9 protein-coding genes are annotated in these 6,663 nt (G+C 65.7%); 4 read left to right on the top strand and 5 right to left on the bottom strand.

Going from position 1 to position 6,663, the window contains the following annotated elements; all coding sequences use genetic code 11:
• Nucleotides 1-83: 83 nt before the first annotated feature.
• The 5 genes from AAHM44_RS24510 to flgF all read right to left on the bottom strand — a co-directional run bounded on the left by AAHM44_RS24510 (nucleotide 84) and on the right by flgF (nucleotide 4,018).
• Nucleotides 84-938, bottom strand: coding sequence for a flagellin (locus AAHM44_RS24510; protein WP_269576143.1), 855 nt, complete (start codon nucleotides 936-938; stop codon nucleotides 84-86).
• Nucleotides 939-1,259: 321 nt separating this feature from the next.
• Nucleotides 1,260-2,012 carry a flagellar basal body L-ring protein FlgH gene (gene flgH / locus AAHM44_RS24515; RefSeq protein WP_184168645.1) on the bottom strand — a complete coding sequence of 251 codons (753 nt, stop codon included), beginning with the start codon at nucleotides 2,010-2,012 and terminating at the stop codon, nucleotides 1,260-1,262.
• Nucleotides 2,013-2,037: 25 nt separating this feature from the next.
• Nucleotides 2,038-2,466: a flagellar basal body P-ring formation chaperone FlgA gene (gene flgA, locus AAHM44_RS24520; protein WP_342251623.1), complete on the bottom strand. Its 429-nt coding sequence runs from the start codon at nucleotides 2,464-2,466 to the stop codon at nucleotides 2,038-2,040.
• Nucleotides 2,466-3,251 (bottom strand): flagellar basal-body rod protein FlgG, encoded by a 786-nt coding sequence (gene flgG, locus AAHM44_RS24525; protein ID WP_269576145.1) that lies wholly within the window; start codon nucleotides 3,249-3,251, stop codon nucleotides 2,466-2,468. Before flgG ends, flgA begins: the two co-directional genes overlap by 1 nt.
• A 29-nt stretch (nucleotides 3,252-3,280) precedes the next feature.
• A complete protein-coding gene (gene flgF / locus AAHM44_RS24530; protein WP_269576146.1) occupies nucleotides 3,281-4,018 on the bottom strand; it encodes a flagellar basal-body rod protein FlgF in 738 nt (245 codons plus the stop codon).
• A gap of 114 nt (nucleotides 4,019-4,132) precedes the next feature.
• Between flgF and AAHM44_RS24535 the strand changes: the two genes are divergently transcribed.
• From AAHM44_RS24535 to AAHM44_RS24550, 4 genes are all read left to right on the top strand, one after another.
• The gene (locus AAHM44_RS24535) at nucleotides 4,133-4,681 is read left to right on the top strand and encodes a flagellar basal body-associated FliL family protein (RefSeq protein ID WP_342251624.1); all 549 of its coding nucleotides are present in this window, start codon (nucleotides 4,133-4,135) and stop codon (nucleotides 4,679-4,681) included.
• The gene (gene fliM / locus AAHM44_RS24540; protein ID WP_269576148.1) at nucleotides 4,678-5,697 is read left to right on the top strand and encodes a flagellar motor switch protein FliM; all 1,020 of its coding nucleotides are present in this window, start codon (nucleotides 4,678-4,680) and stop codon (nucleotides 5,695-5,697) included. Before AAHM44_RS24535 ends, fliM begins: the two co-directional genes overlap by 4 nt.
• A complete protein-coding gene (locus tag AAHM44_RS24545) occupies nucleotides 5,694-6,095 on the top strand; it encodes a DUF6468 domain-containing protein (protein WP_184168651.1) in 402 nt (133 codons plus the stop codon). The genes fliM and AAHM44_RS24545 overlap by 4 nt, the downstream gene beginning before the upstream one ends.
• Nucleotides 6,095-6,663 (top strand): MotE family protein (locus AAHM44_RS24550; RefSeq protein WP_342251625.1); only part of this gene is annotated, 569 nt, incomplete at its 3' end. The genes AAHM44_RS24545 and AAHM44_RS24550, both read left to right, overlap by 1 nt.

The raw sequence follows: 6,663 nt of genomic DNA on the forward strand, positions 1-6,663 counted from the left end.
CCAAACCCCAAAAAAACGGGCCGCCGGCCCGTCGCCCCCGCCCCTCCTCGTCAGGGCCATAGACTCCAGGGAAAAGTCTGGCCTTAACGGAACAGCGACGTGATGGTCGACGGCGCCTGGTTGGCGATCGACAGAGCCTGCACGCCGAGCTGCTGCTTGACCTGAAGGGCCTGCAGCTTCGCCGATTCCTTCGCCAGGTCGGCGTCGACGAGGTTGCCAATGCCGCCTTCGATCACGTCCGAGAGCTTGCTCGTGAAGGTCGACTGTGCGTCGATCTTGCGCGAAGCAGCGCCCAGGGTGCTGAGGCTGGTCTTCAGGTTGCTCTGGGTGGTGGTGATCGTGTCGATCATCGCCTGAGCCGAAGCCTGGCTGCTGATGTTGCCCGAGGCGCCGATGGTCACGACCGAGCCACCAAGGTCGAGACCCTGGTTGGCAACGCTCAGCGAATCCGGATCCCAGGTGGTCGAGCCGGTGTTCGAGTCCTGCAGCGACTGCAGAGCCGTCACGGTGCCGCCCGAAGCCTTCAGCAGGTTCGTGCCGTTGAAGTCAGACGAGTTCACGATCGTGGTGATCTGGTCACGCAGTGCAACGAAGTCTGCGTTGAGCGCGTCACGGGTCGACGTGTCGATGCCGGCGTCAGCAGCCTGGTAGGCCTTCGCCTTCATCTGGTTCACGACGTCCGAGATCTGCTCGGCGCCAGCCACCGCCACGTCGGTCACGCTCTTGGCGCGGCTCAGCGACGAAGACACGGCAGCGAGGCCGCCCATGTCGCCACGCAGGCCCTGAGCAATGGTGTACGAAGCCGAGTCGTCCTTGGTCGACGCAACCTTCAGGCCGGTGTTGATGCGGCTCTGAACCTGCGACAGGCCCTTGTTGGTCTCGTTCAGGCTCTGGAGAGCCGCCATCGCACCGACGTTGGTGTTAACCGAAAATGCCATGTTACTATCCTTCTTGGATCGAAGAGCCGCTTCTGCGACCCAAACCGGAGACGCCGGTTCGCGACGGAACGTGATCGGTACGCCCGCATGTTCATTGTGGGAAAAATTATAGGATGACCAAAATTAGTCCGCGAATTTAAATGGTTAGCGAAAGGTTAATTTGAAACCTTGCCGCAAAGCCTCCCGATTTCAGCGACTTGCGCAGACCGCGATCGGGGCGAGCAGGTCCACGGAATGCGGCCCGGCGGGCACCATAGCCCAAAAGAAAATCGCCCCGCAGCACAGGCTGCGAGGCGATCCTCATGTCGATGTGGCGACGGCTCAGAAGGGGAAGAGCGCGTCGTAGATCTGCTGGCCCCAGCGCGCCTGCTGCGCGTCGGTGAGCTGGCCCTTGCCGCCATAGATCACGCGCGCCTCGGCGATCTGCGAGTGGCTGATCGAATTGTCGCGGGCGATGTCTTCCGGACGGATGATGCCGGTGACGATCAGCTCGCGCATCTCGAAGTTGACGCGCACTTCCTGGCGGCCGCGGATCATCAGATTGCCGTTCGGCATCACCTGGGTGACGATGGCGGCCATCGTCATGTTGATCGTCTCGGAGCGCGCGGTGGTACCGCCGCCGGCATATTTCGAGCCCGAATTGGTCTCGAGCGCGGCATTGGCGTCGGCGCCGAGCAGCTTCTTGACCGGGCTGATGCCGAGCAGGCCGCCCAGGCCGCCGCTCTCGCTGCCACCGCGGGTGCGCGACGTGTTGTTGCCCAGATCGGCCTTGTCGGCGATCTTGATCTTGATCGTCAGGATGTCGCCGGTCTTGTTCGCGCGCTGATCGCGGAACAGCGCGCCGGCGCCGGTGCGGAACAGCGAGGCGCTACCGCCCTGCTGCTGGGCCACCGCGGCCGGCGTGCCGGTGCGGGTGCGATCCGCAGGCGCCGCGAGCGACGGCTCGATCTCGGGCATGTCGACCGGCTGCATTTCGGAGAGCTTCGGCGCCTTGCCGACGGCCTTGAGCCGACCGACTGCGCCGCAACCCGAAAGCGTGGCGGCCATCGCCGCAATCAGAATGATCTTACGCATGCTACTTTCCCTGTAAGCTGCAAGTTCAAGGTGTGACGATCCGCACGGTGCCCGAGGCCTCGACGACCCCGTCCAGCGTGCGGTTGGTGGCATTGGCGACGACGCGCACGGCCTCGCCCTTCGAGCCGCCGGCGAGCGCACGGCCCGCGGCGGTGATGATCAGCGGACCGCTGACGATACGGATCGTCACCGGCTCGCCGCGACGAACCATCTGCGGCCGCATCAGGTCTGCCTGGCGCACCACCGTGCCTGCCGGCAGGTTGCGCGCGGCTTCCATGCCGGAAGCCTGATCGATGGTGAGCGCGCCGCGCGCCGAAGCGGCGGGGCGCTGCTCGACCGAGAAATCGCCCGCCTCGATGCGGTCGCCCTTCTGCACGGCATGGCCGAGCACGGCGACCGGCACGTCCTCCGGCGAACCGAAGGCGAGCAGCGCGAGGCTGAGGAGGTTCATCATCAGCGCAGCTGGCTGGTGGTGGCCAGCATCTCGTCAGCGGTCTTCACGACGCGGCTGTTCATCTCATAGGCACGCTGCGCGGTGATCAGCGCAGTGATTTCGGCCACCGGATTGACGTTCGAGGCCTCGACAAAGCCCTGCATCAGCGTGCCGAAGCCCGGATCGCCCGGCGCACCGGCGATCGGCGCGCCCGAAGCGGCGGTCTCGAGGAACAGGTTGCCGCCCTTGGCTTCCAGACCGCCTTCGTTGACGAAGGTAGCGAGCTGGAGCTGGCCGAGCGTCTGCGGGGTGGGATCACCGCCGCCGAGCACGACATCGACCTGGCCGGTCTTCGAGACGGTAACGCTCACGGCGTTCTGCGGCACGGTGATACCCGGCTGGACCGGGAAGCCGTCCGAATTCACCAGTTCGCCCTGGTCCGACACGCCGAACGAGCCGTCGCGGGTATAACCGGTCGAGCCGTCGGGCAGCGTGATCTGGAAATAGCCATGGCCCTGGATCGCCAGGTCATACTGGTTGTCCGTCTGCTGGACCGAGCCCTGCTCGTTGATCCGGTAGATCGCGCCGGTCTTCACACCCGAGCCGATCTGAATGCCGGTGGGGCTACGGGTCTGCGCGCTGGTCGACGAACCGGGACGCACGACCTGCTCATAGAGGAGGTCCTGGAACTCGGCGCGCTGGCGCTTGAAGCCCGTGGTGTTCATGTTGGCGATGTTGTTCGAGATCACATCGACATTGGTCTGCTGTGCGAGCATGCCCGTCGCAGCGATGGAAAGCGTACGCATGGATCAGTTCCTTGTGCTTAGGGCGCCCGTCAGCCGACCCGGCTGAGCTTGTCGATTGCCGACTTGCGCATGTCGTTCATGCTCTGGGAGAGGTTCTGGCTCGTCTGATAGGCGCGCAGGATCTCCACCATGTCGGTGGTTTCCTGGATCGCATTGACGTTGGAGCCTTCGATGCCGCCGGCCATCAGATGCGTCTCGCCCGCGGGCAGTTCGCGGCCGCCGGTGCCGTTGAACAGGCCATCGCCGCGCGGATCCACGCCCGCCTCGTCGAACTGCGTCACCGTCAGGCGGCCGAACGGGCCACCCGGACCGTTGATCGTGCCATCCTTGCCGATCTCGATCTGGTTCGCCGCCTCGGCCGGGATGACGATCGGCTTGCCGCCCTCGCCCAGCACCTTGTTGCCGCTCGAGGTGGCGAGCTCGCCGCTCGGCAGCATCTTGAGCTGCCCCGCGCGCGTATAGGCAGTCGAGCCGTCAGGCGCCTGGACCGACAGATAGCCCTGCCCTTCGATCATCACGTCGAGCTGGTTACCCGTTGGCTGGAAGGCCCCCTGGCTGAAATCATGGACCGCGCCATAATCGAGCACGAACGAAGTCTGCTTCGCAGGCTTCACCGCGCTGTCGGTCTTCTCCACATATTCGCGGAAGACCGGCTGCTCGCGCTTGAAGCCAACAGTGTTCATGTTGGCGAGATTGTTCGCCGCCACGTCCATGCGACGGCGAAGCGCCGTTTCCTGGCTGAGCAGCACATAGGAAGAAATGTCCACCGGACGTCCCTCAAAAAGTTCGCACTAGGCAACAATTGCCGGGCGCTCCTCCTATAATAGAACGAAATGCACCGGCGCGGTGTCGGCGTGCAGATTTCGGAAGGTCACCAGGGAATGTCGTCTCCGGAAATCATCGAGGAGGGCGCGGAGGCTGCGAAGGCGGCCAAGCCCAAGTCGAAGAAGAAGCTCATCATCATCGGTGCCGCGGCAGGCGTTCTGCTGCTCGGCGGCGGCGGTGGTGCCGCCTTCATGTTCTCCGGCTCGAGCGCCAAGGCTGAGGAAGCCAAGAGCGAGCATGGATCGAAGACGGAAGCAAAGAGCGCCGAGGGCGGCCACGGCGAAGGGACCGAGAGCGGCAAGGACGCATTCCTCGACGTGCCCGCGATGATGGTGAACCTGCGTTCTCCCGACGGCCAGGCCCGCTTCCTCAAGCTCCACTTCATGATCGTGCCCGGCGACGGCGTCGCCCCGGACGACCTGAAGGAGAAGCTGCCTCTGGTGCTCGACAGCTTCCAGCCCTTCCTGCGCGAACTGCGCCCCGAGGACCTTTCCGGCTCGGCCGCCGTCTTCCGCATCAAGGAAGAGATGATGGTTCGCGCCACGGCCACGCTGGGCGACGGTCAGGTGAAGGACATTCTGATCCAGGATCTGGTGCAGCAATGATCGATCTCGAGGATTTTGACCTTCCCGATCCCCCAGCCCCTCCGGGCGACATGGGCGGCGGCAGCTTCGACCAGGCCGACATCGACGCGCTGTTCGGCGATTTCGGGCCCACGGTGGGCAAGAAGGGCCTGCGCGCCGTCATCGAGTCCAAGGTCATCAGCCACGAGCGTCTGCCGATGCTCGAAGTGGTGTGCGACCGCGTCGTCCGCACCTTTGCGAGCTCGATGCGCAACCTGACCTCGGACGGCGTCGACGTGAGCCTGGAGGAGGTGACCTCCACCCGCTTCGGCGAGTTCATGAACCGCGTCGCCCTCCCGGCGATGGTCGGCGTGTTCAAGATCGAGGAATGGGAAAGCTACGGTCTCGTCACCGTCGATTCCGGCCTGATCTACTCGGTGGTCGACGCGCTGCTCGGCGGTCGCGGCGGCGGTTCGCCGGTGGTTATCGACGGCCGCGCCTTCACCACGATCGAAACCGGCCTGGTATCGCGCATGCTGAGCCTGGCGCTCGCGGACTTCTCCGAGGCCTTCGCGCCGATCGAAGCCGTGAACATGAACCTGGAGCGCATCGAGACCAATCCGCGCTTCGCCGCGATCGCGGGCGTCTCCAACATCTGCGCCACCGCGACCTTCCGGGTCGATATGGACGGGCGCGGCGGACGGTTCACCCTGGTGTTCCCCTACGCGACGCTCGAACCGGTGCGCGACAAGCTGCTCCAGCGCTTCATGGGCGAGAAGAGCGGCCGCGACAGCATCTGGGAGGCCCATATGGCCGCCGAGGTGCGCAAGACCAACGTGTCGATGAGCGTGCTGCTCGGCGAGAAGGCCATGTCGATCGCCGACTTGCGCAGCCTCGAGATCGGCCAGACCATCGCGCTCCACAAGAGCCCCGACGACGCACTCGATATTGCCTGTGGCGGCGTGAAGCTCGCCCAGGGCCAGATCGGCCAGCGCAGCGGCAAGGTTGCCGTGCGCCTGATCAACGACGTTTCCTCCGACAAGAAGGTGAAGCAATGAGCATCGCGCTACTCGCCAATGTGCTGACGATCATCCTGTGCATGGCCGTGCTCGTGCAGAGCGTGCGGATGATGAAGAGCCTGCGTACCGTGAAGGACGGCGCGCTCACCCAGGTCGTCGAGGCGCTGCAGGTCGCCACCGTCCAGGCCCGCGCCGTGCTTTCGGACATGAAGCATACGCTCGGTACCGATTGCGCCCGCCATGCCCAGCTGGTCGAACGCGCCCGGGAGCTGCGGGACGAGCTGAGCCTGATGACCGGCCTGGCTGATTCCGCGGCCGAGCGGATCGTCAGCGCGGTCGGCATGGCCAATGCCCAGCGCCATGCCCGTGAGGACGCCGAGACAGTCGAGACCGACAGCGAAGGCGAGACCGCGGCTCCCGTGGCGGAAGCCGCGTAATGGCCCGCCCTTCCCTCCTCCTCCTCACCGCCGGCGTGGCCGGGATGGCGGTGGTTGCCAATGCGGCGACGATCGCGACCGGCCAGCAGGACAACAGCCCGAACACCACGCGGCTGGGCAATGCGATCACCCAGGACATGAACGACCGTGACGCCGCCGCCGCGCGCCGCAAGCGCGGGCTCGACCTGCGCGAGCAGGCGGCCAAGGCCGCCACCGCGCGGCTCGCCGCCGATGCCGAGGCACGAAAGAAGCAGGATGAAGCGCAGCAGATGGCGGGCGGCCCCAGCGGCGCCCCCGGCGCGCCGAACCCGGCGGACTCGCAGTTCGACGAGCTGGCCCGGATCTACCAGGCGATGAAGCCCAAGGCCGCTGCAGTGGTCTTCGAGCAGCTCGACATGGAAGTGCAGATGAAGGTCGCGCAGCGCATGCGCGAACGCTCGACCGCGATGATCATGGCCGCGATGACGCCCAAGGGTGCCGCGTCGCTGAGCATGGCATTGGCTCGCCGCAACGCCGGGCACGCTCAGGCCCAGCCCCAGGCTGCGCCCCGCCAGGCGACCGGCCCGGC

Origin of the sequence: Sphingomonas sp. OTU376 (assembly GCF_038440415.1) — a bacterium.
GTDB classification, from domain to species: domain Bacteria; phylum Pseudomonadota; class Alphaproteobacteria; order Sphingomonadales; family Sphingomonadaceae; genus Sphingomonas; species Sphingomonas kyeonggiensis_A.